The organism is Rhodococcus sp. W8901, assembly GCF_013348805.1.
Taxonomy (GTDB): Bacteria; Actinomycetota; Actinomycetes; order Mycobacteriales; family Mycobacteriaceae; genus Prescottella.
Genome location: NZ_CP054690.1, coordinates 473,870 through 500,236 on the forward strand (window position 1 = coordinate 473,870; position 26,367 = coordinate 500,236).

Here is a 26,367-nt window from a genome sequence, read left to right on the forward strand (position 1 = left end):
GTGGCTCCTATCGGTGTTCGAAGGTCTCGGCAGAGCTGTACTGCCACCTACTGTCTGAGCGTTCTCTGCCCGCGAGGATTGAAGATTCGATGCGGGATGCGCGGCGCGCGGGCCTCGGTCATGTGATCACCGCGTTCTCCTTTCCTGATTCGCCTGTTCGGGTTCGTGGTCGGCGTGGGGCCAGGAGGAGATACACGGCGCTGCCCGCGACGAGGCCCCAGAACGCGGCACCGACGCTGAAGAACACGACGCCCGACATGGTGACCGCGAGCGTGGTGAGGGCCGCGATCCCGGTGCGGGCATCGCCGCCCATCGCGCCCTCGAGTGCGGTGAGCGCTGATCCGAGCAGCGCGACGGCGGCAAGTACCGAAACCGTTTCGGTCGGGATCGCCTGGAACCCGGCCACAAGCACGCCCCCGAACGAGCCGACCAGCAAGTAGGTGAGGCCGCCCGAGAGGCCCGCGATGTAGCGCTTTGCGCGATCCGGGTGCGACTCGGGGCCGAGCGCGATTGCCGCCGTGATCGCGCCGAGGTTGATGCCGTGGCAGCCGAAGGGCGCGAGGACCGCCGAAACCGTCGAGATGGCACCGACGACCAGGCGGTCGTTCGGCTCGTACCCCTGCGAGTGGAGCAGTGCGAGGCCCGGTGCGTTCTGTGAGGCCATCGTGACGATGAACAGTGGCAGCGCGATGCTCACGAGTGCGGCCGGGGTGAACGCCGGCATCGTGAACACAGGGCCGCCGAGCTCGAGCGACGGCGCGACCTCGCGGAAGGATCCGGTCGCCCAGGTCACCGCAATCCCGGCGACGAGTCCGGCGAGCACTGCGTATCGGTCGAAGAAGCGCTTGCCGAGAAAGAATGCGACGACGATGCTCCCCGCAATCAGCGGCGCGCTCGTGAAGGCGCCCGCCGCGGTCACGACGAAGGGCAGCAGGATCCCGGCGAGCAGCGCCTGCAGCACCGGGCCGGGCACCCTGGCGAGTATCCAGCCGAACCAGCCCGTGTACCCGACCACTGCAGCGGCGACCGAGGCGACGAGGAACGCGCCGACTGCCTCGGCGAACGAGAAGCCGCCGAGCGAGGCGATCAGCAGCGCCGCTCCGGGTGTCGACCAAGCGACGATCACGGGGATACGGGTGAAGAGGCTCAGCGCGATGCTGCACACACCGTTGCCGATCGACACCGCCCAGACCCAGGACGCGGTCTGCGCCTCGTTCAGACCTGCCGCGCGGGTGGCCTCGAGCACGATCAGGAACGGGCCGGCGAAGTTGATGAGCGCAGAGAGGACGCCCGCGACGACCGCGGACACCGAGACATCCCGCAGAACGGAGGAAGCCCGACTCATCGGTGCGCCACCGAGATTGCTGACTTCACGCCCGGCCGATAGCGTAACAATATTGCGGAAACTAGAGTAACGTTATTCACTAGTGTCATGTCGAATGATAACAGGTCCTCGGAGATTGCGGCACGCCTCCGCCAGCGGATCGCGACGATGGGTACGGGGGAGAAGCTGCCGGGCGTCCGAGAACTCTCCGTGGAGTTCCAGGCAAGTGCGGCCACCATCTCGGCAGCTCTTTCGGAACTGAGCGCATTCGGGCTGGTCCGGGCTGAGCCCGGACGGGGAACGTTCGTGGCGGGCCACGAACGACTTCCGGAACCGGACTTTTCCTGGCAGTCTCAGGCGCTTGGCCGCGCCAGAGTGGACGCCGACCGGGCCGCTCGTCTGGGCGGCTACGGTACTCCCGAGCACATCCCGCTCTCCTGGGGATACCTTGCCCCCGAACTACTGCCGAACGAGGAACTGCATCGCATCGGCTCGCGTGCGGCAAAGAGCGGTCGTGCCTGGATGATGACACCGCCAGCGGGATCGCCGGAACTGCGGCGCATCCTCGCCTCCGAATACCGCGCCGACCCGAACGACGTGCTTGTGGTCTCCGGCGGGCAGCAGGGCCTCGTCTTCGCAATGCGCACACTCGCCGAGCCCGGGTCGGCGGTCATCACCGAGAGTCCGAGCTATCCGGGCGCGATCCTCGCTGCGCAGAGCGCAGGCCTCAACCTCTCGTCGGTACCCGCCGACGCCGACGGGATCCAGGTCGACCGCCTCGCCGACGAACTCGAACGCACGCGAGCGCGAGTGGTCTACCTCCAGCCGAGCTACGCGAATCCCACCGGCGCGGTCTTGAGTTCGGAGCGCCGGAAGCAGGTGCTCGAACTCGCCGCCCGACACGGTGCGTTCATTATCGAGGACGACTGGGCCAGACATCTCGGCATCGACGGACAGGCCCCACCCCCACTCTTCACCGAAGACCCTCACGGACACGTCGTGTCGATCCTCACCCTGTCGAAGCCTGCCTCCCCAGGCCTCAGGCTCGGCGCGGTCATCGCGCGCGGTCCGGCAGGCGAGCGGCTCCGGGCCGCGCGCACCGCCGACGACCTCTGCGTCGCGCCGCTGGTGCAGGAAATCGCCTGCGGTCTCCTGACCTCGAATGTGTGGCCCCGGCACCTGAAGCGCCTGCGCGCCGAGCTCGCGACGCGACGCGACGCACTTGCCTCCGCGATTCGTGCCACGACGCCCGGCATCCGCATTCCGTGCGTCCCGCGCGGTGGCATTCACCTCTGGGCCAGGCTTCCCCAGGGCGCAGATACCCGCGAGGTCTGCGCCGCCGCATACGCGGCCGGGGTGCTCATAGGAGACGGGCGTCACTTCTTCGTGGACGAACCACCCGCACCGTTCCTGCGCTTCTCCTACGGGGCCGCAACTGAAGCCCAGATCGCCGAAGGCGTCAGGCGACTCTCCGAAATCCTCCAGCGGTGAGGGTCGTCGGTACGACCGGCAAGACGTCCGCCGTCAGCTCCCTGCCGGGCGGGCGCTCGGGGTGAGCGCTGCCCGCATCTGCATGTACTGGAAGAGCCCCGGCCGCCCCGACACCTCCTCGTAGGCGCGCATCCAGTCGTCGATGAACCGCGGACGGTCGTCGGGGTCCAGTCGGTGTGTCCAGGCGTCGGCGCCGGCGGTGCACCACTGTGCGAACGCTTCCCGGGTGCCGAAGTCCCAGGTGACGTCGTGGACCGACAGATCGGTTACGCGCAGGCCCGCGGACGCCGCGAGTTCCGGGTAGTCATCGGGCTCGACGTGGACGAACGGTGGCGTGAATGCGGCGAACCGGTCCACCCATCGGGGCGTGCCCGCGACCTCCATCGCGATGGTCTCGAGGCTCACGCGGTCACCCGCGCACACCACCTGGATCAGGACCCGCGCGCCCGGCCGCGCGGCGTCGGCGATCGACGCCAGCGCCTGCTGCTGTTCGGGCACCCAGTGCAGCGCGTTGAAGGACACCACGACGTCGAATCGATCCCGGAACGGCAGTCGTCGCGCGTCCGCGACCATGAACCGCACCCGAGGATCCGTCGCGCCCGACGCGGCCTTCTCGATCATCTGCGGCGACGCATCGACGCCGATCGCGTAGCCGTCGGTGAGTCGGTCCGCGAGCATGCGGGTGACGAACCCGTCGCCGCAGCCGACGTCGAGCACGCGACCGTGTGGATCCAGGTCGAGTCCGTCGAGTGCACGGGTCGCCATCGTCCGCTGCAGTTCGCTCGCCTGTGCGTACTGTTCGCCGTCCCAATCGGGCATCGTCGCCGCCGTTTCCGAGGTGCGCGGGTTTGTGGGATCAGCGTAGGCCGCGAACGCGTGCGACGTGACCCCGATCACTCTCCTTGTGCGGGTGTGCCGAAGCCCACAAAAGTGCACTCGACTGCAACATTGCAGAGCTCTGCAACTTCGGTACCTTCGAAGGGGTGAGTGAAGCACTCGGTCTGAGGGACCGGAAGAAGGCGGCGACGCGCATCGCGCTCAGTGAGGCCGCCGCGCGCCTCGCCAAGGGTCGGGGCATCGAACTCGTCACCGCCGACATGATCGCCTCCGAAGCCGGCGTGTCCACGCGCACGTTCCACAACTACTTCTCCAGCAAGGAGGAGGCCGTCCTGCACCACCTCGAGGCCTCGGTCTACGAGTGGGCGGACTGGCTCCGAGAACGGCCCGCGTCCGAGCCGATCCTCGATTCCCTCGAACACGTCGTGATCCGGGCCGTCACCGATCCGGAGCACGACATCGAGGAGATGCAGGCGCTGGCCGAGCTCATCGACGCCAGCCCCACGCTGCTGGCGAAGAAACTCGAGATGCACCTCCGGGTCACCCCGGTGCTCGCCGACGTCATAGCCGAGCGCACCGGCACCGACAGCGCCACCGATCTGTATCCCAACCTGCTGCACATGGTCGTCGGTGCAGCCTGCAAGGCATCGATGGACCTGTGGATGAGCGGTCGAGCGTCCGCCGCGAACCCCGAAGAAGTCGTCCGAGCGGCATTCGACCAACTGCGGCGAGGCCTCGCCGTGCCCGCCCGCTAGACCCCACCCGATCAAGAAGGAGCCACCATGGCCACCTATCTCTATCGGATCGGCAGATTCGCCTACCGGCGAAAAGGCACGGTCCTCTCCATCTGGCTGGCCATCCTGGTTCTGATGGGTGTCGGTGCCGCGACGCTGTCGGGTCCGACGAAGGACTCGTTCTCCATCCCGGGCACCCCGGCGCAGCAGGCGCAGGACCTGATGTCCGAGCGCTTCGGTGACCAGGGCAGCGGGATGGACTCGCTCTCGGCCCGCTACGTGTTCGCGGCCCCGGACGGTCAGACCCTCGATACCCCGGCGAACCAGGCCGCGATGGACGAGGTGCTCGCGAAGGTCCGCGGCATTGACAAGGTCAGCGCGGCCGCCAAGGCCGACCCGACCGCGGGGACGCCAGGGGCCCTGGTCAACCCGGTGACCGCCGACGCCGGTCTCGCGCAGATGGCCAAGGCCGGCGCCGCGGACCAGGGCATCCCCGAGGACGTCGCGGTCTCGAACGCCCAGGCACTGTCGCCGCTCAGTGAGAATCGCACCGTCGGCTACGTCGAGGTCCCGTTCGACGGCGAGTACAGCGACATGGACCAGGCGACGCGCGACCAGATCAAGGAGGCCGCCGACATCGGTCGGGGTGCCGGCCTCGACGTCCAGGTCAGCGGCTCCGCCGCGATGGAGGCCGAGATGCCCGGCGGCATCACCGAGCTGATCGGTATCGCCGTCGCCGCCATCGTCCTCGTCATCACGTTCGGCTCGCTGGTGGCCGCGGGCCTGCCGCTGATCACCGCGATCATCGGCATCATGATCGGCAGCCTCGGCATCACCGTCGCGACCGGTTTCATGGACCTCAGCTCGATGACCCCGACGCTCGCGGTCATGATCGGCCTGGCCGTCGCGATCGACTACTCGCTGTTCATCGTCTCGCGCTTCAAACACGAACTCGAGCTCACCGACGACCGCTCCGAGGCCGCGGGCCGCGCGGTCGGCACCGCCGGTTCGGCCGTCGTGTTCGCGGGCCTGACGGTCATCATCGCGCTCGTCGCGCTGCGCGTCGTCGGCATCCCCTTCCTGTCCGACATGGGCGCCGCGGCCGCATCGACGGTGTTCATCGCGGTCCTCATCGCACTGACCCTGCTGCCGGCGATCCTCGGCCTGTTCGGGCGCAAGGCGTTCGCCGGCCGCGTCCCCGGTCTGGATCAGCGAGACGCCGAGGGCGACGACGGCAAGAAGACGTTCTCGAAGCGCTACAGCCGTGCGGTGGTCCGCCGACCGGCGATCGGTGTGATCATCGGCGTCGTATTGCTGGGTGTGCTCGCGATTCCCGCGGCGAAGCTCGAACTGGCGCTGCCCAACGAGGGCAGCGGTGACCCGGCGACCAGCGCCCGCCAGGCCTACGACCTGGTGAACGAGGGCTTCGGGCCCGGCAAGAACGGACCCCTGCTGGTCGTCGTGGATGCGCAGGACGCGACCGTCCCGGCGGGTGAGGCGTTCGGTGACGTCGTCGCGAAGATCTCCGAGCAGCCCGACGTGCTCAATGCGCAGGTTGTCGGCGCCAACGAGGCGGGCGATACCGCGCAGATCCTGGTGACCCCGCGCAGCGGCCCGAGTGATCCGTCGACGATGGACCTGGTCGCCGACATCCGCGCGGCCGAGTCCGACCTGCACGACTCGATCGGCATCAACTACGGCGTCACCGGCCAGACGGCACTCGAGGGTGACATCTCCGAGCGTCTGCTGGACGCGCTGGTGCCGTACCTCGCGGTGGTCGTCGGACTCGCGTTCGTGCTGCTGATGCTGGTGTTCCGTTCGATTCTGGTGCCGCTGACCGCGACCCTGGGTTTCCTGCTCAGCGTCGCCGCCACGTTCGGTGCCACCGTCGCGGTGTTCCAGGAGGGCTGGGGCGGACTGGCCGCCAACCCGCAGCCCATCGTCAGCTTCATGCCGATCTTCCTGATCGGTGTGGTGTTCGGCCTCGCGATGGACTACCAGGTGTTCCTGGTGACGCGCATGCGCGAGGAGTACGTGCACGGCGCGTCCGCGAAGGACGCGGTCGCGATCGGGTTCAACCACGGTGCCCGCGTCGTGACGGCGGCGGCGATCATCATGATCTCCGTGTTCGCGGCGTTCATCGCGGAACCGAACTCGTTCATCAAGTCGATGGGCTTCGCGCTCGCCGCGGCGGTGTTCTTCGACGCCTTCGTCGTCCGCATGCTCGTCATCCCGTCGGTGATGGCGCTGCTCGGCGACAAGGCGTGGTGGCTGCCGAAGTGGCTCGACAAGATCCTGCCGAACGTCGACATCGAGGGCGAGAAGTTGGCCCGTGCACTCCCGCAGGAGGGACGCGAGCGCGAGGACGTGCCCGTCTCCTGACCACCTCCTGACAGTTTCGTGAACGGGGAGGGATCGGTCCCGGCAGTCCGGCCCGATCCCTCCCTTTTTCACCCTTCGGATTGGTAACCTTCGCCCACCATGCTGATCAGACTTCTCGGCACCTACCTGGGGCCATACAAGCGCGACCTTGCCGGCGTCATACTCCTCCAACTCGTCGCCACCGGCGCTGCGCTGTATCTCCCCAGCGTCAACGCCGACCTGATCGACAACGGTGTGGCCGCCGGCGACACCGGCTACATCATGACCGCGGGCGCGAAGATGCTGCTCGTGACCGTGGTTCAGATCATCTGCTCCATCGGGTCGGTGTACTTCGGTGCCCGTGCCGCGATGGGCTTCGGTCGGGACGTGCGCAGCGCGGTCGTGAGCCGCGCCCGGTCCTTCTCGTCCCGTGAATTCGGGCGGTTCGGTGCGCCGTCGCTCATCACCCGCAGCACCAACGACGTGCAGCAGGTGCAGATGATGGTGGTGCTCGGCGCCACCATCCTCGTGATGGCACCGATCATGTGCATCGGTGGCATCGTGATGGCGATCCGGCAGGACGCCGGACTGTCGTGGATCCTCGCGGTGAGCGTGCCGCTCCTCGCCCTCGTGATGATCGTGATGATCACGAAGATGGTGCCCGCGTTCCGCACCATGCAGACGCGGATCGATGCGGTGAACCGCGTGCTGCGCGAACAGATCACTGGCATCCGCGTGGTCCGCGCGTTCGTGCGGGAGCGGTCCGAGGCGGAGCGGTTCGACGAGGCCAATTCGGCCCTGACGAACACCGCGTTGAAGGTCGGCCGGATGAGCGCGTTGATGATTCCGCTCGTGATGATGATCGCGAACCTCACCAGCGTCGCCGTCATCTGGTTCGGCGGCCACGAGATCGACAACGGCAGCATGGGTGTCGGCTCGTTGACCGCGATGCTCAGCTACATCATGCAGATCCTGATGGCGGTCATGATGGCGTCGATGATCGCGATGCTCGCGCCCCGCGCCGCGGTGTGTGCCGAGCGCATCACCGAGGTGCTCGACACCGAGCCGTCGGTGGTGGCCCCGGTCAACCCCGTCACCGCCATGGACCAGCCCGCGCTCGTCGAACTGCGCGACGCCGAGTTCAAGTACCCGGGCGCCGAGGAGCCGGTGCTGCGCGGCATCAGCTTCACCGCCGAACCCGGCAAGACCACCGCGATCATCGGCGGCACCGGATCCGGCAAGACCACGCTGCTCGGCCTGATCCCGCGTCTGATCGACGTCACCTCCGGCGCCGTCACCGTGTCGGGCACCGACGTGCGCGACCTCGACCCCGAGCTGCTGCGTTTGCAGATCGGCCTCGTGCCGCAGAAGGCATTCCTGTTCTCCGGCACCGTCGCGACCAACCTGCGCTACGGCAAGCCGGACGCCACCGACGAGGAGCTGTGGCGCGCGCTCGAGATCGCGCAGGCCGCCGACTTCGTCCGCGCGATGCCCGAGGGCCTCGACACGCCGATCTCGCAGGGCGGCACCACCGTCTCCGGCGGGCAGCGGCAGCGTCTCGCGATCGCCCGCGCGCTCGTGCGCCGCCCCGCGGTGTACCTGTTCGACGATTCGTTCTCGGCGCTCGACCTGAGCACCGATGCCCGGCTGCGCGCGGCGATGCGGCCCGAAACCGAGGATGCCTGCGTGATCATCGTGGCCCAGCGTGTGTCGACGATCATCGACGCCGACCAGATCATCGTCCTCGAGGAGGGCGCGACGGTCGGCATCGGCACGCACGAGCAACTTCTCGAGACCTGTTCGACGTACGTCGAGATCGTGGAGTCCCAGCGTTCGGTTCAGGAGGCGCTGTGAGCACCGCGACCCAGTCCTCGCCCCCGATGCCCGGCGCACCCGGGGCCCCCGCCGCGAAGGCGGAGAACTTCGGCGCATCCATGAAGCGCCTGCTCGGACGACTGCGCTCGCACCGGACCGCGGTCACGGTCGTCCTGATCCTGGCCGCGGCCAGCGTCGTGCTGTCGGTCATCGGCCCGCGCCTGATGGGCCACGCCACGAACATCATCTTCGACGGTGTGATCGGCCGGCAGCTGCCGGACGGCCTGACCAAGGACCAGGCCGTCGACGGACTCCGCGCCGCCGGCGAGAACCAGTTCGCCGACATGGTCTCGGGCATGGACGTCGTGCCCGGTGCGGGCATCGACTTCACCGCCGTCGGCCAGGTGCTCGCGCTGGTGCTGGCGCTGTACCTCGCGTCGGCGTTCGTGTCGTGGCTCGCCGCGTACCTGCTGAACATCATCGTGCAGGGCGTCGTGCGGGATCTGCGCAACGAGGTGGAGCGGAAGATCAACCGACTTCCGTTGCGCTACTTCGACACCTCCTCGCGAGGTGACCTGCTCAGCCGCGTCACCAACGACATCGACAACGTCTCGCAGAGCCTGCAGCAGACGCTCAGCCAGTTGGTGACCGCCACGCTCAGCGTCATCGGCATCCTGGCGATGATGATCGTCATCTCGCCGCTGCTGGCGCTCATCGCGGTGCTCACCGTGCCGCTGTCCGCGGTCGTCGCGGCCAAGATCGCGAAGCGGTCCAAGCCCCACTTCGGTGCGGTGTGGAAGACCACCGGCGAGCTCAACGGTCAGGTCGAGGAGGCCCTCACCGGCCACGAACTGGTCACCGCCTACGGCCGCGGCCGTGAGGTCCAGGCCCAGTTCCAGGAGAAGAACGAGCATCTGTACCAGTCCGGGTTCAAGGCGCAGTTCATCTCCGGCATGGTGATGCCGGCGATCATGTTCCTCGGCAACCTCAACTACGTCGCGATCGCCGTGATCGGCGGCATGCGGGTCGCGTCGGGCACGATGAGCCTCGGCGACGTGCAGGCGTTCATCCAGTACTCCCGCCAGTTCACGCAGCCGCTCACCCAGATCGGTTCGATGGTGAACCTGCTGCAGTCGGGCATCGCGTCCGCCGAGCGCGTGTTCGCGGTCCTCGACGAGGACGAGGAGTCGGAGGATCCGGATCCCGCGCTCAGCCCGGCGCAGGCCCGAGGCCGCGTGGAGTTCGAGGACGTCCGGTTCGGCTACGACGCGGAGACCCCGCTCATCGAGGGCCTTTCGCTCACCGCGGAGCCGGGACAGATGGTCGCGATCGTCGGGCCGACGGGCGCCGGCAAGACCACGCTGGTGAACCTGATCATGCGGTTCTACGAGCTCGACGGCGGCCGCATCACGCTCGACGGCGTCGACATCTCGCAGATGACCCGCGACGATCTGCGCTCGCGGATCGGCATGGTCCTGCAGGACACGTGGCTGTTCGGCGGGACCATCCGCGACAACATCGCGTACGGTCACCCCAACGCCACCGACGAGCAGGTCCGCGAGGCCGCCCGGATGAGCTACGTGGACCGCTTCGTGCACATGCTGCCCGACGGCTACGACACGGTCATCGACGAAGAGGGCAGCAACGTCAGTGCCGGCGAGAAGCAGCTGATCACGATCGCCCGGGCGTTCATCGCGCAGCCGTCGATCCTGATCCTCGACGAGGCCACCAGCTCGGTCGACACCCGCACCGAACTGCTCGTCCAGCAGGCCACCGCGGTGCTGCGCAGCGACCGGACCAGCTTCGTGATCGCGCACCGGCTGTCCACGATCCGCGACGCCGACCTGATCGTCGTCATGGAGGACGGTCACATCGTCGAGCAGGGCAACCACGACGAACTGCTGGAACGGCGCGGCGCCTACTACATGCTGTACAACAGCCAGTTCGTGGGAGCCGTGGACTGATATGACCATGAAGCCGCTGGACCTCTTCGGGATCGACGCCCTCCTCTCGGAGGAGGAGCGGGACATCCAGGCGACGGTCCGGCGGCTCGTGGACGAACGACTCCGGCCACAGCTGCCGGAGTGGTTCGAGTCCGGCACGCTGCCGCGCGAGATCGCCCGCGATCTCGGCGGGCTCGGGCTGTTCGGCATGCACCTGCAGGGCTACGGCTGCGCCGGCACCAACGCCGTCAGCTACGGGCTCGCGTGCCTCGAGCTCGAGGCCGGCGACAGCGGGCTGCGCAGCTTCGTCTCGGTGCAGGGCTCGCTGTCGATGTTCTCGATCCACCGCTACGGCTCGGAGGAGCAGAAGCAGGAGTGGCTGCCGCGGCTGGCGACCGGTGAGGCGCTCGGCTGCTTCGGGCTCACCGAGCCGGACTTCGGATCCAACCCGGCGGGCATGCGGACCCGAGCCCGCCGCGACGGCGACGACTGGATCCTCGACGGCACCAAGATGTGGATCACCAACGGCAGCCTCGCCGACGTCGCGACGGTATGGGCGCAGACCGACGACGGCGTCCGCGGCTTCCTGGTCCCCACGGACACACCGGGATTCACCGCCAACACCGTGCACGGGAAGCTGTCGATGCGGGCGTCGGTGACGTCGGAGCTGGTGCTCGACGGGGTCCGGCTGCCGGCGTCCGCGCAGCTGCCGGGCGCGCACAGCCTCGGCGCGCCGCTGTCATGCCTCAACGAGGCCCGGTTCGGCATTGTGTTCGGCGCGCTCGGCGCCGCCCGCGACAGCCTCGAGACGGCCATCGAATATGCCGGGACCCGAGAGGTGTTCGACCGCCCCCTCGCCGGCTACCAGCTCACGCAGGAGAAGCTCGCCGACATGACCCTCGAGCTCGGCAAGGGCATGCTGCTCGCGATCCAGCTGGGCCGGACAAAGGACCGCGGCGACATCACGCCCGACCAGATCAGCGTCTGCAAGCTCAACAACGTGCGCGAGGCCATCGCGATCGCGCGCGAGTGCCGGACCATCCTCGGCGCCAACGGCATCACGCTCGAGTACTCGCCGCTGCGGCACGCCAACAACCTCGAGTCGGTGCTCACCTACGAGGGCACCAGCGAGATGCACCTGCTCTCGATCGGTCGGGCCCTCACCGGGCACGCCGCGTTCCGCTGAGACACCTTAGGCTGGCACCGTAGAGCCGTCACCGACCAGGAGGCCGCACCATGGCTGTCGCAACCGCCGCACACGTCACCCGTGACCAGTTGCTCGACTTCATCCGCTCACGTCATCGCAGCGTTCTCGTCACCCGGAAACAGTCTGGGGGACTGCAGATCTCGCCCGTCACCTCGGGGCTGGACGCCGAGGGGCGGATCGTCGTCTCCACGTATCCGCAGCGGGCCAAGGCCGCGAATCTGCGCCGTGATCCGCAGGCGAGTGTGTGCGTGCTGTCCGACGAGTTCAACGGCGCCTACGTGCAGGTCGACGGCACGGCCGAGGTCCTCGACATGCCCGACGCGCTCGAACCGCTCGTCGAGTACTTCCGGTGTATCTCGGGCGAGCACCCCGATTGGGACGAGTACCGCGAAGCGATGCGCGCGCAGAACAAGAGCCTGATCCGCATCACCATCGACAACTGGGGACCGATCGCCACCGGAGGGTTCCCGCCGAGCCTCGCCCGCGACTGACGCCGCGAGGAGTCTCCGAGACCGGAGGCTCCTCACGACCGTGGGCAGTGGTCGGCCACTGTCCGTCGATGTGGCGGAGGCGGAGGCGGAGGCGGTTTCGGTCAGCGGGCGCCGCGGACCAGGGCGCCGGGCCGGGCTCCGGTGTCCTCGCCGTCGCGCAACACGACCTGACCGGACACGATGGTGGCCCGGTACCCGTCGGCGCGTTGCAGCAGCCGCCGCGCCCCGCCGGGCAGGTCGTGTTCCACGGCCGGCGGCCGCAGTTGCAGCCGCTCGAAGTCGATGACGTTGAGGTCGGCCTTCTTGCCCTCGGCGATGACGCCGCGATCGCCGAGCCCGTAGATGGTCGCCGTGTCCAGCGTCATCTTCTTCACCGCGGTCGCCAACGGAATCTGCGCGCCCCGGGTGCGGTCGCGCGCCCAATGGGTGAGCAGATACGTGGTGTTGGACGCGTCGCAGATGGCGCCCGCGTGCGCGCCGCCGTCCCCGAGCCCGACCGCGGTCGCGGGGTGCACCAGCATCTCCCGGATCGCATCGTGGGTGAACTCGGAGTAGTTGAGCAGCGGCCGGAAGAACAGTGCGCGACCCCAATCCGAGAGCAACAGGTAGTAGGCGTAGTCGAACGGATCCCGCCCGGCACGCTCGGCCTCCCGCGCGAGGCTGGCCTCGGGTGCCGGCTCGTACTCCGGCGGGTTGCCGAGGTTGAAGGTCCGGTCCAGTTGGCTGAGATAGGGCATCTTGTTGGTGGGCGAGTCGGACTCGGTGAGTACGGCCCGTCGGACCGCGGGGTCGCGAAGGGCGGCGACCAGTGCGTCGAGGTCTCCGGCGGAGCGTTCGACGGCGGCGAGGTAGCTGGGCCGGGTCGAGAACGCGTTGAACGTCTGCAACCCGGTCAGCAGGCCCAGCGGACGTGCCGGGACCTGCGGGCGCAGCGGAATGCCGGCCTCGTACGCGCCGGCGGCGAGGTCCAGCAACCGCTTCCAGTCGTCCGGTACGGCATCGTGCTGCATCAGACCGAAACACACTGTCCGCCCGGTGAGTTCGGCCAGCCGCAGCATCCAGTCCATTTCTCGATCGGGTGCCGCGAGGTCCTCGCCCATGATGCCCGCGGGCGCGAGTTCGAAGACCCCGGTGCCCGCGGCGGCCAACGCCTGCCCGATCGCGAACAGTTCGTCCTCCGCGGCGAAGGTGCCCGGTACCGGCTCGCCGTCGATGGCCTTGTGCGCGATGGTGCGTGAGGTCGAGAACCCCAGCGCCCCGGCCTCGACGCCTTCGCGGACCAACTTCGCCATCAGCGCGATGTCCTCGGGCGAGGCGGGCTCGTTGCGGGCTCCCCGCTCGCCCATGACATAGGCCCGCACCGATCCGTGCGGTACGTGCGTCCCGACATCGATGGCCAGCGGCAGGCGATCGATCTCGTCGAGATACTGCGGGAACGACTCCCAGCCCCACTTGATGCCCTCCGACAGCGCGGCGCCCGGAATGTCCTCCACGCCCTCCATCAACCCGATCAGCCACTGTCGCTTGGCCTCGGTCACGGGCGCGAATCCCACGCCGCAATTGCCCATCACCGCGGTGGTGACGCCGTGCCAGCAGCTGGGCGTCAGCATCGGATCCCAGGTGACCTGCCCGTCGTAGTGGGTATGGATGTCGACGAATCCCGGTGTCACCACCAAGCCGGTTGCGTCGATGACCTCGTCGGCGTCGGCATCGCTGAGGCCGCCGCCGGGCGTGACCGCCGCGATCCGGCCGTCGCGGACACCGATGTCGGCGACATAGGGCTCGCCCCCGGTCCCGTCCACCACTGTTCCGTTCGAGATGACAAGAGAGAAATTCATAGTCAGTCCTCGCTGATCGGGAATCTGCGCGCCATCCGTACCGTGCTGACGTTCCGCAGGTTAACTCGACAGGGTGTCAGCGAGAGGCGTTTTGGCTGTTTGTTCGGGGGTGGCGAGGTTGAGGCTCCGACGGCGCCGGAAACGGCAGGGGGTCCGGCCATCACGTGAGAGAACGTGTTCGTGACCGCCAAGAACGAGAGAAATGCCCGGATACATCGCGCGTCTGTCGAAGAACTCTAACGATCGAGCGGTGCTTCGAGCGCGACGTGGGGTTCCCAGCGATAGCACCACGTGGACAGCGGTTGGCCAGATTCGTCGAGCTCGGGGCCCACCCTGGCATAGACCTCGTTCGCGGAGGTGGTGATTGTTGGTGGCAGGGGGATCGAAACGTCCTTGGAGTCGCCATGTTGCGGTCCGCCGTACAGCCATGCCGTGACGACAGTTCGAGCGGAACGCGACTGACCACTCACAGGCTTGATTGTATTGGGGGCCCTGGGTCTGCCCGGACAAACCCGGAAATGCTCGCCGGATAGACGCCAAGCAGCTCTGTGCGAGCACCGATATCACGGTGCTCGCACAGAGCTGCTGTTCGGGCTTCGGCCCGGCTCAGTCCTCGGACTGCTTCTGCCGGCGCGCGGTCATTTCCTCCACCAGGATGGGAACACCGAGGTTGCAGGAGTGGATGCCCACGATCGTTGCGAGCTTGAGCACCTCGAGAATCTCCTCGGGCGTCACTCCCATATCCAACGCGGCCTGAATATGACGCCGCGTGCCGGGCGCATACATGTGGGTCGCCGACGCATCGACCGCAATGCACAGCAATTGCACCACCTTCGGTGGGATGACGCCGCTCTGGAACGGCTGCATCGCCATCTTCATGTACAGCTCGGTCCACTCGGGGTCCATTTCGTACAGCCCGTCCCAGAGCTCGTTCCAGCCGCCGCCGGCCTTCATACCCTCGACAACGGGGAAGTCGCTGTTCGCTTGAGTCATCGTGTTATCTCCTATTGGCGGGATTTCTGTTGGCCGTGATCGGCGAAGGGGTGGCAGCCGGCCGAATCTTCGAGTAGCGCAGACCGATTGAGCATTGGCGGGCAGCGGTGTTCCCGTGGCCACCCGCACTCGCGCGTGACGAGGCCCGTGCTGGTGGCGTCGTTGACGGCGATTTCGATGATCGCGGTCGTGGGCGATCGTCGGGGGACATCACAGGTGGCTACGGGGTGATGGCGATCACGCTATCGTAGAGCGTCGGACTCGGACTTGACGATGCGGGTCGCCAAACTTGACCAATGGGGAGACTGAGCCCGGATGCTGATGCTCAGAAGTGCCGTTCTGAACGGCTATGTCGAGGTGGCGGAGTCGGTGGGTTTGAACCCCCACCCGCTGATGCGAGTCGCGGGGATCGACCCGGGCGCCTTCGCAGCCACCACCGGGTGGATCTCGGCGCAGTCGGTGGACCACTTGCTCGAGATCTCCGCGGCGCAGTCGGGCCGTGCGGATTTCGGCATCAGGATGTCAGGCAACCGCGGGGTGTCCAACCTCGGTCCGGTGGGGCTCGTCGCCCGGGAGGAGCCCGACGTCCGCAGTGCGTTGGGAATCGTCCTGCGCCACATGAACCTGCACAACGAGGCCATCAGCCTTGGTCTGACCGAGTCGAGAGGCCTGGCCACCTTCCACGCGCAGTCCGCCCCGGGAATCACCCTGGGGCACCAATCCCTCGAACTGGTGGTCGCGTCCGTCTTCCGAATTCTCGCGGATCTACTCCCCGAGGGCTGGCGTCCGGTGGCCACCTATTTCGCGCACGAGGCACCTCCCGATATCGCGATGCACCACCAGGTGTTCGGCCCAACCGTGGTCTTCGGGCATGAGATTGACGGGATCATCATCCCGGCCAGCGATCTCGACACGCCGAACCCACTGTCCAACCCGATGCTGCGACCCTTCGCGCAGGAGTATCTAGGGCTGCTGGCCCCGGCCACCGGGGCCTCGGTTTCGCTCCAGGTCCGCGACCTGATCGCCACGCTCTTGCCCACGGAGAGCTGCTCGGTCTCGCGTATCGCGCACAGCTTGGGCATGGATCGGCGCACGCTGCACCGCCATCTGGCTCATTCGGGCGACTCGTACTCCTCGATTCTCGACTCCGTTCGCAAGGAGCACGCACGACTCGCGATCGAGCACGGAGACCGCTCCCTCACCGAGATCGCTGCGGAGTTGGGGTTCTCGGAGCTGAGTGCCTTCTCGAGGTGGTTCCGGCAGCGATTCGGCGTCAGCCCGCGGGCCTGGGCGAAAACGTCCGCAGCGGACACCTCCTTCTCGCCGCCTGCCGGCTGATGAAACCTTCTGTCCCGCTTAATGCTCCGGCGACGCATTCGGCGCCGGACTGATCTTTTCGCAGTGGGCGAAGCTGTCGGATATCAGCGCGATCGGTGTGGACTTCGCCGAGGGGGAGTCGCGGTGGCGCGCGCCGATTCACAAACGATCCCAATCGGTCAAGAGTTGCGACCCAAACCGTCAAGTTTGAGCCCCGTCTCCGGGCTACTGTGATCGCCATCACCCCGCAGCCGCGTGTGGTGTCGCCCAGATGGCCGATCGGGCGTGACGGCATATCGCGCGGTGGCCCAGTCCGTGTTCTCGGCTGGCGCCTCTCTTCCACGAACGGAGTTCCACAATGCATTTCCACGATGACGCACTGTTCCCGGAGAACCAGGAGAAGCTGGTTATCACTGTCGCGCCGTACGGCCCGGAGTGGGCGGTGGAGGACTTCCCGGAGGATCTGCCGTTGACGATGGACGAGCATGTCCAGCAGGCGGTGGACTGCTACGAGGCCGGCGCGACGGTGCTGCACATCCATGTCCGTGAGGAGGACGGTAAGGGCTCCAAGCGGCTGTCGAAGTTCAACGAGCTCCTCGGTCGCCTGCGTGAGGCGGTGCCGGACATGATCCTGCAGGTCGGTGGTTCGATCTCGTTCGCGCCGGAAGGTGAAGGCGCGGATGCGAAGTGGCTCTCGGATGATGTCCGGCACATGCTCGCCGAGTTGGATCCGAAGCCGGACCAGGTCACGATCGCGATCAACACCAGCCAGATGAACATCATGGAGTTGATGACGCCGGGCGACATCAAGGGCACCTCTCTGGAGAACGCCGAGCTCGCCTCGACCTACCGTGAGATGACGGTTCCCGCCGGCCCCGAGTGGGTCGAGGAGCACCTGCGTCGTCTGCAGGCGGCGGGGATCCAGCCGCATTTCCAGCTTTCGTCGATTCCGCAGCTCGAGACGGTGGAGCGGTTGATCCGTCGGGGCGTGTACACCGGTCCGTTGAACCTGACCTGGGTGGCGATCGGTGGTGGCTTCGACGGCCCGAACCCGTACAACATGATGCAGTTCATCAATCGGGTTCCGGACGGCGCGTGCCTGACGCTGGAGACGCTGATGCGCAGCGTGTTGCCGGTGAACACGATGGCGATCGCGATGGGTCTGCACCCGCGCTGCGGTAACGAGGACAACCTGTGGGCGCCGAGCGGCGAGGTCAAGATCACCTCGGCCGAGCAGGTCCGTCAGCTGGTGCGGGTCGCCAAGGAGCTCGGCCGTGAGGTTGCCACGGGCAAGGAGGCTCGCGACATCTACAAGATCGGCACCACCTACGCGAACGCCGACGAGACCCTCGCCGAGCTCGGTTACGCCCCGAACCGTCGCCCCGGCCAGGTCGGCTTCACCCAGCACGCCTGACAATTCAGCAGCGGAAGCCTTCGTTGGGCAGGACGCGGCGTGTATCCCCGCCTCCGCCAACTTCAGCAATCAGAGGACTTTAGATGAGCACATTCCGCACGCGTGCGGCCAAGACGGTTGCGATCGCCGCAACCGCTGTCGGCGCGATCACCCTGGGAGCATGTGGCGGGAACACTTCGGCCGCAGACGGTTCCGTGATGAAGGTCGGCGTCACCCAGGGTGTGCCTGGCGACCTGATCGCGGTCGTCGCCGAGAATGAGGGGTTCTTCGACAAGCGTGGCGTCAATGTCGAGTTGATGCCCCCGTCGTTGACCACCGCGCAGTCCGCCGCCGTCATCTCCAATGACCTCACGGTCGGCACCATGGTGCCCGGCACGCTGTGGCCGGCGGTCGACAAGGGCGCCTGCGTGAAGGCGCTCGGCTCCACCCTGGGCAACACGCTGGATGTCATCGCGCAGCCCGGCACGGAGATCAAGGGCGACCCCACCGATCCCGACACCACCATGAAGAGCCTCCAGGGCAAGACCATTGGCGTCACCTCCCGCGGCTCCGGCATGGAGCTGTGGATCACCGAGCTGCTGAACGAGGCGGGCCTGGACCCCGCGAAGGATGTCACGTTCGTGGCCGTCGGCGCTCCCGCGACCGCCATCCAGGCCTTCAACGCCAAGCAGGTCGACGCCATGTACTACGGCCCGACGATGGAGGAGCAGCTGCCCCCGTCGAAGGTCACCCGCGTCACCGACATCGTCGGCCGGGACGGCAACGCACTCTCGCCGCTGGTCCAGGGTTATCCGTCCGCGTCGTGCGACACGATCGAGCAGCGCCCCAACGACGTGCTGAACTACTGCAAGGCCATGTGGGACGCCTACGACTACTCGCGGGACCCGCAGAACGCGGCGACGATGGCCAAGTGGCTCGGTGAGCTCGTCGGCGTCTCGCCCGAGGGTGCGCCCGCGCTGTGGGAGTCCATCAAGGACGTCTACCTGCCCTTCACCATCACCGAGGATTCCTGGGCGGCGCAGGCGCCGCTGGCAGGCTCGCCTGCTCCCCAGGTGCCGGACTTTGCCGACACCGTCCACGCGCCGTGTGCAGGCGGCGATCCGCGATGAGTGTGACCTCGACAACCCCCACCGCGGCCGCCGGCGCGGCCGTGACGGCGGGCGGCAAACGTGCCGCCGATGCCAAGAAAAAGAAGAAGGTCGTTGTCGGCGCGACCGGTGTGAAGGCCAAGCTGTCGGGCGGGCCGCTGCTGGCGGTGCAGATCCTGCTCCTGGCCGCGCTGCTGGGACTGTGGCAGCTCAGCTACAACTTCGCCGGCAGCAACAAGCTGGTGGTCTCGAACCCGCAGCTGGTGTGGAAGGCGTTCGTGGCCTGGCAGGACAAGGGCACCTTCTGGCCGGATCTGTGGTCGACGGTGTCGGCGGCGTTGATCGCGCTGGTCGCCAGTGCCGTGATCGGCATCGCCGTGGGCATCGGCCTGGCGCTGTCCCCGAGTGTGGAGGCGGTGGTCTCCCCGTTCCTGGACGCGATCAACGCCATGCCGCGCATCGCGCTGGCCCCGGTGTTCGTGATCTATTTCGGCATCGGGTCGACGTCGAAGATCGTGCTGGCCTTCACGCTGGTGGTGTTCATCATCACCATCAACACCCGTGCGGGTGTCGCCAGCGCGGACCCGGAGTTGCTGCGACTGTCGGTGGTGATGGGCGCGAACAAGTGGCAGCGCTTCTACAAGGTGCTGCTGCCGGTGGCGGTTCCCTCGATCTTCGCGGGCCTGCGACTGGGCCTGATCTACTCGCTGCTCGGCGTGGTCGGCGCGGAGCTGATCGCGTCCACGGCCGGCCTGGGCCAGCAGATCTCCGCGTCCTCGGCCGCCTTCGACCTCGGCACCGTCTATGCGGCGCTGATCGTGCTGGCGATCATCGCGGCGGCGTTCAATGCGGCGTCGGGCCGGATCGAAAAGGCGATTCTCCGTTGGCAACCCCCTCAGGACTCATGATGACGCATACGGACGTGACGACAACGGGCGCCGTCGGCGCCACCACCATCGAGGATCCGGCCTTCGAGATCCGCTCCGCGACACTGGATTACACCCCGCCGGGTGCGACCACCTACTCGGGTGTTCGGGACCTGTCGATCACCGGCAAGCGGGGCGAGCTGCTGGTCTTGGTCGGGCACAGCGGCTGCGGCAAGACCACCGCGCTGAACCTGATGGGCGGACTGATCCAGCCGACCACCGGTTCGGTGTCGGTGCTGGGCACCAGCCCGGCCCAGGCGCGCTCGCAGATGGGCTACATGTTCGCCCGCGACGCGCTCTACCCGTGGCGGACTGCGCTGCGCAACGTCGAGCTGGGCATGGAGATCGCGCACGTCGACAAGACCGAGCGGCGCGAACGCGCGATGGACATGCTGCGCAGAGTCGGCCTCGAGTCGGCGGCCGACCGCTACCCCTGGCAGCTGTCACAGGGCATGCGCCAGCGGGTCGCCCTGGCCCGGACCTGGGTGATGAAACCCGCCCTGATCCTGATGGACGAGCCGTTCTCCGCCCTCGACGCGCAGACACGTGACGTGGTGCGCGACGAATTCCTCAACGTGTGGAGCCAGGAACGGCAGACCGTTGTGTTCGTCACCCACGACCTCAACGAGGCGCTGCTGATCGCCGATCGCGTCGTCGCGATGCGTGAAGGTCGCATCGTGATCGACACGAAGGTAGAACTCGACCGGCCCCGCGACGCCATCGACACCGAGAGCTCCGCCGAGTACCGGGACATGCTCGCCGAACTGCGCGAAACGCTCAATCAGCACTGACCGCAACACACACCCCGGACAGCAACAGGGGCCGGCCCGGACAACGGGCCGGCCCCTGTCTCAGTCCCGACCGGAATCATCGGACGGCAGATTCGGGCCATGTCGCATCCGCGCCGCGGGGTGCGCGCGGGCCACCCCTGGGGGCCCTTGTTCCCGATGCCGTCGGGGCGCAGGCTCGAACCATGACTGAATCACTGGTAGCGAAGGAAGCAGACCGCGTGCTCAAGGCCAAACATCGTGCAATGTGGGCGTCGGGCGACTATCCGGCGGTCGCGGCGGACGTGATCCCTGATCTGGGGGCAGTGCTGGTCCGGGCGTGCGGCGTGCGCAGCGGGCAGCGGGTCCTCGACGTCGGTGCGGGTACCGGCAATGTCGCGATTCCCGCGGCGCTGACCGGCGCCGACGTCGTGGCATCCGATCTGACCCCCGAACTGTTCGACGCGGGCCGCGAGCTGGCCGCCAAGCGCGGTGCCCAACTCGAGTGGCGCGCCGGCGACGCGGAGGCGTTGCCGTTCCCGGACGACGAGTTCGACGTCGTGACGTCGTGCCTCGGGGTGATGTTCGCGCCGCACCACCAGAACAGCGCCGACGAGTTGATCCGGGTGTGTCGGCCCGGCGGCACGATCGGGCTGCTCAGCTGGACGCCCGCCGGGTTCATCGGCCGGATGTTCGCGGCCATGAAGCCGTATGCGCCGCCGCCACCGCCCGGCGCGCAGCCGCCGCCGCTGTGGGGCGACGAAACTCACGTCCGCGAGCTTCTCGGGGACCGGGTCACCGACGTCGTCGCGCACCGGGACACCGTCCGGGTCGACCACTTCGATGGTCCCGAGGCGTTCCGGGACTACTTCAAGGCCAACTACGGTCCCACGATCGCGGTGTACAAGGCGATATCGGGCGAGCCCGACAAGGTCGCCGCGCTGGATCGCGATCTCGTGGACCTGGCCCGACAGTTCGACGTCGGCGCGGGTGCGTTCGCGATGGACTGGGAGTATCTGCTGCTCACCGCGGTCGAGCGCGCGTAACTCACCCGCGGAGCTGTGACAGTATGGCCAGGTGAGTGACCCCGTGCCTGGCCAGACGAACGACGCAGTGCCCACCCCGCCCGATCCGTTCTTCACGGTGGGCACTCGCCTGCCCGACAAGCTGGGCCGCACCGGCACCATCCACACCCCGCACGGCGACATCCGGACCCCGGCGTTCATCGCGGTCGGCACCAAGGCCACCGTCAAGGCCGTGCTGCCCGAGGCCATCAAGGACCTCGGTGCGCAGGCGGTGCTCGCCAACGCCTACCACCTGTACCTGCAGCCCGGCCCCGACATCATCGACGAGGCAAGCGGGCTCGGGAAGTTCATGAACTGGGACGGCCCGACATTCACCGACAGTGGCGGCTTCCAGGTGATGTCCCTCGGTGTCGGCTTCAAGAAGGTGCTGGCGATGGAGGCCGTCGGTGTGCAGTCCGACGACGTCATCGCGGCCGGCAAGGAGCGTCTGGCGCACGTCGACGACGACGGCGTGACGTTCAAGTCGCACCTCGACGGCTCGGCGCACCGGTTCACCCCCGAGGTGTCGATGCAGATCCAGCACCAGTTGGGCGCCGACATCATGTTCGCGTTCGACGAGCTGACGACGCTGCTGAACACCCGCGGCTACCAGGAGCAGTCGGTCGAGCGCACGCAGGCGTGGGCGGTGCGGTGCATCGCCGAGCACGAGAAGCTCACCGCCGAGCGCGCGCACCGGCCGTACCAGGCTTTGTTCGGTGTGGTGCAGGGTGCGCAGTACGAGGACCTGCGCCGCCAGGCCGCCCGCGGGCTCGAGTCCATCACCGGTGTGAGCGGGCGCGGTTTCGACGGCTACGGCATCGGCGGCGCGCTCGAGAAGCAGAATCTCGGCACCATCGTGCGCTGGGTCAACGAGGAACTGCCCGAGCACAAGCCGCGGCACATGCTCGGCATCAGCGAGCCCGACGACATGTTCGTCGCGATCGAGAACGGCGCCGACACGTTCGACTGCGTCAACCCTTCCCGCGTCGCCCGCAACGCCGCGATCTACCACCCGGACGGCCGCTTCAACATCAACACGGCGCGGTTCCGTCGCGACTTCACCCCGATCGACGACGAGTGCGACTGCTACACGTGCGCCAACTACACGCGCGCGTACATCCACCACCTGTTCAAGGCGAAGGAGATGCTGGCCTCGACGCTCTGCACCATCCACAACGAGCGGTTCACCGTGCGGCTCGTCGATCGGATCCGGGAGAGCATCGAGGGCGGCTACTTCGAGGAGTACAAGCGCGAGATGCTGGGCCGGTTCTACGGCAGCAAGCCGTCGTCCACCGGCGCGTAGGTCGGTTCGCGCTTCTTCACGAACGCGATCACGCGGTACGTCACGGGCATCACGACGATCTCGACGAGGGTCTTCCACACGAAGCCGACGATCACGTAGTTGATGAAGTCGTCCCACGTGGAGATGCCGATCGCTCCGGCCGCGATGGAGCAGAAGATGACCGTGTCGGCGAACTCGCCCACCACCGTCGAACCGATCAGCCGCGCCCACAGGTGCTGCTCCCGGGTGCGTTCCTTGATGAGCACGAGGACGGCGGAATTGAGCAACTGCCCGACGAGGTAGCCGGCGAGCCCGGCGATCAGCAGCCGCGGCACCACGCCGACGACGGCGTCGAACGCGGCCTGGTTCTCGTAGAAGTCGGCCGCTGGCAGCTGCTGGGTGATCCAGAAGCTCAGCGCCGCCAGCAGCAGCGCACCGAAGCCCATGTAGATCGCGCGGCGGGTGGCCTTGAAGCCGTACACCTCGCTCAGGACGTCGCCGAGGACGTACGCGAGCGGGAACAGGAAGAACCCGCCGTCGGTGATGATCGGCAGGACCTGGAACGGGCCGAACGTAACGTCCTGATCCACGAAGAACGCGACCCCCTTGGTCGCGCAGATATTCGAGATCAACAGAGTCATCGTGAACAACGCCACGATGGTGGCGTAGTAACCGCGGCTGACGTGGGCAAATGCCGCTGGTTCGGAAAGGGTGGATCGGGACTGCACTGGCTCTGTCACCGCGCCATCCAAACATTAGGCGTGGTGTGACGGCGATCCGCACCCCGTGTCCGCCCGTTTTGCGCACTTACCGCCCCGGCGAGGCTGGTCTCCCCGGGGCGGTAAGTGCGCGGCGCACAGGGCTGCGGTCAGCGGCGCTTGATTTCCTTGACGTCCTCGGAAATCTTGATCACCGCGACGTAGAACTCGAGACTGATGCGGGCGAGCGCGAGCATCACGATGAAGAACAGGGAACCACCGAGCAACGCCACGAGTCCGATAGCTGGGCTCTCGGAGGCGAATCCAGCGATCGTCCAGACGACGACCATCAGCCCGAGGGCGATGGTCACCAGAATGTAGACGACCTTGACGACCTTCGGCGTGACGTAGCTGTTGAAGTTGTAGTCGAACAGCGCGGAGAAGAAGCTGGTCGGGGGCGGTCCAAGGGGCGGGCCCTGCGGTGCCGGGGGTGCCGGCGCGAATCCGCCGAACCCGGCTCCGGGCGGCTGTCCGGGGTAGCCGGGTCCGGGGTAGCCGGGTCCGGGGTAGCCCGGACCGGACGGCGGTGTGCCGCCGGGCGGCGGCATGGGCGGGCCGCCGAAGCCGCCGGAGTTGTTCGGATCGTGAGTGTCGCCGGTATTCATGTTTCCCCTCGTCGTTCATGTCAGGCGTCGAGCATCAACACAATACGGCGAGGTCGGTTTTTTTATGGTCAGGGTGCTACGCGTCCTCCGACCGTTACGCGGTACGCGTATGTCGACGCGATGATCGTCATCGGGATCGTGATGAACAGACCCAGGCCCAACGGGATTGCGCCGAGTATGTTCAGGCCCACCAACGCGAGGGCGAGCAGCAGCAGGGGGCCCCAGTTCGACGAGATCGCGCGGAAGCTGGACTTGATCGCGGTGACCGCATCCTGGTTCTGGTCGATCACGAACTGCAGTGTCCACCAGGTCAGGAAGACCACGATGATGCCCGGGATGACCAGCAGGATGAAGCCGACCGCGCTGAGCAGGCCGACGAGGAAGCTGGCCAGGACGACCGCTCCGACGTTCGCGAACTGGAAGAACGACCCGATCGACGGTTTCGTGCCGGACGTCTCGTGCAGCGCGCCGCCGATCATCGCCGCTTGGATGAGGTAGCCCACGACTGTGGTCACGATCAGGCCGATGATCCCCCACAGCGAGAACATGGGTGACCAGTCGATCGTCCCGTCGGCCGCCACTTCGGGCGACCTGTCGAAGATCATCCCGAGCACGGCCTGGATTACGGCCGCGATCAGCATGATCAGAACCCAGATCCCGGCGTTCCCCGCGAACTTCCGCCATCCGTAGGAGATGGCGGCGCCGACGCTGAGGCCGTCGACGTGCTGCAGTTGGCCGTAGCCGGCATCGAATGCGGGCGGGGGCGGTGGGAAGTTGCCGGGCGGGGGCGGGTAGCCACCGCCGGGACCGGGCGGCGGCGGATAGCTCCCGGGCGGGGGCGGGTAGCCACCGCCGGGACCCGGCGGGGGAGGCGTGGCACCGGGCGGGGGCGGGTAGCTCCCCGGAGGCGGCGGTGTGCCACCCTGCTGCGGCTCGTTGTTGCCGCCCTCCGGGTTCTGATTCGGGTCCTGTCCACCACTGGTCATGTGTGCACCTTGGTTCTCGTCGTCGGGGTACTGCTCGCGGCGAAGATGAATTTCTCGTCCGTGACCCTACGTCGCGAGTGGTCTGTTTGGGTGGTCCGTCGGCGGAGATTCACATGCCGTAAACCCAGGGATCGAGCGAAAGGGCTTTCGGATCCCACCGATCGAGAAGCTGTTGCGGGGTCACCGACTCCTCGTCGTCGGTCATTCCCAGCGATCGGGCGAGCATGCCGAGTACGTCTCGGGGCGTGTGGCCCAGACCCGCCTGGTCTGCGAGGGTGACGGCGCCGTCGCGCTTGGCCAGACGCTTCCCTTCCGCGTTCAGCGCCAACGGCACGTGGGCGTACGCGGGTGCGGGCAGGCCCAGGAGGCCCGCGAGGTACGCCTGCCGCGGTGCCGACGACAGCAGGTCGTCGCCGCGCACCACCTGGTCGATGCCCTGCGCGGCGTCGTCGACCACCACCGCGAGGTTGTAGGCGGGGACGCCGTCGCCGCGCCGGAGGACGAGGTCGTCGACCGTCCCGGTGTAGGTGCCGTGCAGGACGTCCTCCACCGTGAACAAATCGGTGCCCGCCCGCAGCCGCAGCGCCGGCGGCCGTCCCGTCGCCCGCCGCTCGTCGCGTTCGGACGGACTCAGGTCGCGGCACGTTCCGGGATAGGCGCCGGCGGGTGCGTGCGGAGCCGAGGCCGCCTTCAGGATCTCCTTGCGAGTGCAGAAACACTCGTAGGTCAGTCCGGCGCGCTGCAGTCGGGCGATCGCGGCGTCGTACAACGGCAGCCGCGCGGACTGGTGGACGACGTCGCCGTCCCAGTCCAGACCCAGTGCCGCGAGATCGTCGAGCTGGCGTTCCTCGGCGCCCGGACGCACCCGGTCCAGGTCCTCGACCCGGACCAGGAAGCGGCGCCCCGTGGACCGCGCGAACAGCCAGGCCAGCAGTGCGGTTCGCAGGTTGCCCAGATGCAGGTCGCCGGAGGGGGAGGGGGCGAATCGTCCCGCATGCGTTGATCCGTCGACCTCGTTCGGCATTGCCGCAGCTTATCGAGGCGGGTGCGACTGTTCGGGACTCGGTCCGGGGCCGCCGGATCCGTAGCCAAGCGCGGGTGGAAGGCGTAGCGTCCACAGTGCTGA

22 protein-coding genes are annotated in these 26,367 nt (G+C 67.6%); 14 read left to right on the forward strand and 8 right to left on the reverse strand.

Annotated features, from left to right (window positions below; translation table 11 throughout):
* Nucleotides 1-118: 118 nt before the first annotated feature.
* Nucleotides 119-1,345: a benzoate/H(+) symporter BenE family transporter gene (locus HUN07_RS02150; protein WP_174907650.1), complete on the reverse strand. Its 1,227-nt coding sequence runs from the start codon at nucleotides 1,343-1,345 to the stop codon at nucleotides 119-121.
* A gap of 87 nt (nucleotides 1,346-1,432) precedes the next feature.
* Here HUN07_RS02150 and HUN07_RS02155 point away from each other — a divergent pair, with 87 nt between their 5' ends.
* Nucleotides 1,433-2,815, forward strand: a complete 1,383-nt coding sequence (locus HUN07_RS02155) for an aminotransferase-like domain-containing protein (protein WP_174907651.1) — start codon at nucleotides 1,433-1,435, stop codon at nucleotides 2,813-2,815.
* A gap of 33 nt (nucleotides 2,816-2,848) precedes the next feature.
* Here HUN07_RS02155 and HUN07_RS02160 read toward each other — a convergent pair whose 3' ends face one another.
* Nucleotides 2,849-3,634, reverse strand: coding sequence for a class I SAM-dependent methyltransferase (locus HUN07_RS02160; RefSeq protein WP_174907652.1), 786 nt, complete (start codon nucleotides 3,632-3,634; stop codon nucleotides 2,849-2,851).
* A gap of 164 nt (nucleotides 3,635-3,798) precedes the next feature.
* Here HUN07_RS02160 and HUN07_RS02165 point away from each other — a divergent pair, with 164 nt between their 5' ends.
* The 6 genes from HUN07_RS02165 (at nucleotide 3,799) to HUN07_RS02190 (ending at nucleotide 12,203) form a co-directional block, all read left to right on the forward strand.
* Complete coding sequence (locus tag HUN07_RS02165; protein ID WP_174907653.1) at nucleotides 3,799-4,407, forward strand: TetR/AcrR family transcriptional regulator; 609 nt, start codon at nucleotides 3,799-3,801, stop codon at nucleotides 4,405-4,407.
* A 27-nt stretch (nucleotides 4,408-4,434) separates the two neighbouring features.
* Nucleotides 4,435-6,768: an MMPL family transporter gene (locus tag HUN07_RS02170; protein ID WP_174907654.1), complete on the forward strand. Its 2,334-nt coding sequence runs from the start codon at nucleotides 4,435-4,437 to the stop codon at nucleotides 6,766-6,768.
* A gap of 99 nt (nucleotides 6,769-6,867) precedes the next feature.
* Complete coding sequence (locus HUN07_RS02175) at nucleotides 6,868-8,601, forward strand: ABC transporter ATP-binding protein (RefSeq protein ID WP_174907655.1); 1,734 nt, start codon at nucleotides 6,868-6,870, stop codon at nucleotides 8,599-8,601.
* A 26-nt stretch (nucleotides 8,602-8,627) separates the two neighbouring features.
* A complete protein-coding gene (locus HUN07_RS02180) occupies nucleotides 8,628-10,526 on the forward strand; it encodes an ABC transporter ATP-binding protein (RefSeq protein ID WP_174914353.1) in 1,899 nt (632 codons plus the stop codon).
* Between the two features lies 1 nt (nucleotide 10,527).
* Nucleotides 10,528-11,691 (forward strand): acyl-CoA dehydrogenase family protein, encoded by a 1,164-nt coding sequence (locus tag HUN07_RS02185; RefSeq protein WP_174907656.1) that lies wholly within the window; start codon nucleotides 10,528-10,530, stop codon nucleotides 11,689-11,691.
* Nucleotides 11,692-11,741: 50 nt separating this feature from the next.
* A complete protein-coding gene (locus tag HUN07_RS02190; protein WP_114723864.1) occupies nucleotides 11,742-12,203 on the forward strand; it encodes a PPOX class F420-dependent oxidoreductase in 462 nt (153 codons plus the stop codon).
* 101 nt (nucleotides 12,204-12,304) lie between these two features.
* Here the strand turns inward: HUN07_RS02190 and HUN07_RS02195 are convergent, their stop codons facing one another.
* Nucleotides 12,305-14,041, reverse strand: a complete 1,737-nt coding sequence (locus HUN07_RS02195; RefSeq protein WP_174907657.1) for an N-acyl-D-amino-acid deacylase family protein — start codon at nucleotides 14,039-14,041, stop codon at nucleotides 12,305-12,307.
* 606 nt (nucleotides 14,042-14,647) lie between these two features.
* Nucleotides 14,648-15,034, reverse strand: coding sequence for a carboxymuconolactone decarboxylase family protein (locus tag HUN07_RS02200; RefSeq protein ID WP_174907658.1), 387 nt, complete (start codon nucleotides 15,032-15,034; stop codon nucleotides 14,648-14,650).
* A 315-nt stretch (nucleotides 15,035-15,349) separates the two neighbouring features.
* Between HUN07_RS02200 and HUN07_RS02205 the strand changes: the two genes are divergently transcribed.
* The 7 genes from HUN07_RS02205 to tgt all read left to right on the forward strand — a co-directional run bounded on the left by HUN07_RS02205 (nucleotide 15,350) and on the right by tgt (nucleotide 22,913).
* The gene (locus HUN07_RS02205; RefSeq protein ID WP_174907659.1) at nucleotides 15,350-16,372 is read left to right on the forward strand and encodes an AraC family transcriptional regulator; all 1,023 of its coding nucleotides are present in this window, start codon (nucleotides 15,350-15,352) and stop codon (nucleotides 16,370-16,372) included.
* A 337-nt stretch (nucleotides 16,373-16,709) separates the two neighbouring features.
* A complete protein-coding gene (locus tag HUN07_RS02210) occupies nucleotides 16,710-17,765 on the forward strand; it encodes a 3-keto-5-aminohexanoate cleavage protein (protein WP_114724619.1) in 1,056 nt (351 codons plus the stop codon).
* An 83-nt stretch (nucleotides 17,766-17,848) separates the two neighbouring features.
* A complete protein-coding gene (locus tag HUN07_RS02215) occupies nucleotides 17,849-18,874 on the forward strand; it encodes an ABC transporter substrate-binding protein (protein ID WP_114721371.1) in 1,026 nt (341 codons plus the stop codon).
* Nucleotides 18,871-19,761: an ABC transporter permease gene (locus tag HUN07_RS02220; protein ID WP_254622744.1), complete on the forward strand. Its 891-nt coding sequence runs from the start codon at nucleotides 18,871-18,873 to the stop codon at nucleotides 19,759-19,761. The genes HUN07_RS02215 and HUN07_RS02220 overlap by 4 nt, the downstream gene beginning before the upstream one ends.
* Nucleotides 19,758-20,570 carry an ABC transporter ATP-binding protein gene (locus HUN07_RS02225; RefSeq protein WP_174907661.1) on the forward strand — a complete coding sequence of 271 codons (813 nt, stop codon included), beginning with the start codon at nucleotides 19,758-19,760 and terminating at the stop codon, nucleotides 20,568-20,570. The genes HUN07_RS02220 and HUN07_RS02225 overlap by 4 nt, the downstream gene beginning before the upstream one ends.
* A 182-nt stretch (nucleotides 20,571-20,752) precedes the next feature.
* Entirely contained in the window at nucleotides 20,753-21,592 is an 840-nt protein-coding gene (locus tag HUN07_RS02230; RefSeq protein ID WP_114721367.1) for a class I SAM-dependent methyltransferase, read from the forward strand.
* A 43-nt stretch (nucleotides 21,593-21,635) separates the two neighbouring features.
* A complete protein-coding gene (gene tgt / locus HUN07_RS02235; protein WP_254622745.1) occupies nucleotides 21,636-22,913 on the forward strand; it encodes a tRNA guanosine(34) transglycosylase Tgt in 1,278 nt (425 codons plus the stop codon).
* On the opposite strand, the gene HUN07_RS02240 is transcribed toward tgt, so the two are convergent.
* The 4 genes from HUN07_RS02240 to gluQRS all read right to left on the reverse strand — a co-directional run bounded on the left by HUN07_RS02240 (nucleotide 22,880) and on the right by gluQRS (nucleotide 26,265).
* Nucleotides 22,880-23,632 (reverse strand): queuosine precursor transporter, encoded by a 753-nt coding sequence (locus HUN07_RS02240; RefSeq protein WP_174907664.1) that lies wholly within the window; start codon nucleotides 23,630-23,632, stop codon nucleotides 22,880-22,882. The genes tgt and HUN07_RS02240 overlap by 34 nt on opposite strands.
* A gap of 128 nt (nucleotides 23,633-23,760) precedes the next feature.
* The gene (locus HUN07_RS02245; protein ID WP_174907666.1) at nucleotides 23,761-24,255 is read right to left on the reverse strand and encodes a DUF4282 domain-containing protein; all 495 of its coding nucleotides are present in this window, start codon (nucleotides 24,253-24,255) and stop codon (nucleotides 23,761-23,763) included.
* 68 nt (nucleotides 24,256-24,323) lie between these two features.
* A complete protein-coding gene (locus HUN07_RS02250) occupies nucleotides 24,324-25,241 on the reverse strand; it encodes a hypothetical protein (protein ID WP_174907668.1) in 918 nt (305 codons plus the stop codon).
* 109 nt (nucleotides 25,242-25,350) lie between these two features.
* Nucleotides 25,351-26,265, reverse strand: a complete 915-nt coding sequence (gluQRS, locus tag HUN07_RS02255) for a tRNA glutamyl-Q(34) synthetase GluQRS (protein ID WP_174907669.1) — start codon at nucleotides 26,263-26,265, stop codon at nucleotides 25,351-25,353.
* Nucleotides 26,266-26,367: the final 102 nt, after the last annotated feature.